1 protein-coding gene is annotated in these 230 nt (G+C 71.7%); it reads right to left on the bottom strand.

Features of this window, described 5'->3' with window-relative positions:
• The coding region (locus tag PUR56_RS11035) for a ketoreductase domain-containing protein (RefSeq protein WP_329948754.1) at window positions 1-230 on the bottom strand (230 nt) is incomplete at both ends.

Here is a 230-nt window from a genome sequence, read left to right as displayed (position 1 = left end):
TCGGTGAGCGTCTCACCCATCCCCGCGTCCCACAGGCCCCAGGCGAGCGACGTCGCCGGCACACCCCGCGACCGCAGCTCCGACGCGTACGCGTCCAGGAACGTGTTCGCGGCAGCGTAGTTGGCCTGACCCGCGTTGCCGAACAGACCCGCCACCGAGGAGTACAGGACGAAGGCACTCAGCGCCCGGCCCTCCGTCGCGGCGGCAAGGTTGCGCGCCGCGTCGACCTT

Source organism: Streptomyces sp. BE303 (assembly GCF_036290945.1).
Taxonomy (GTDB): Bacteria; Actinomycetota; Actinomycetes; order Streptomycetales; family Streptomycetaceae; genus Kitasatospora.
This window is presented reverse-complemented; position numbering and strand designations above follow the sequence as displayed.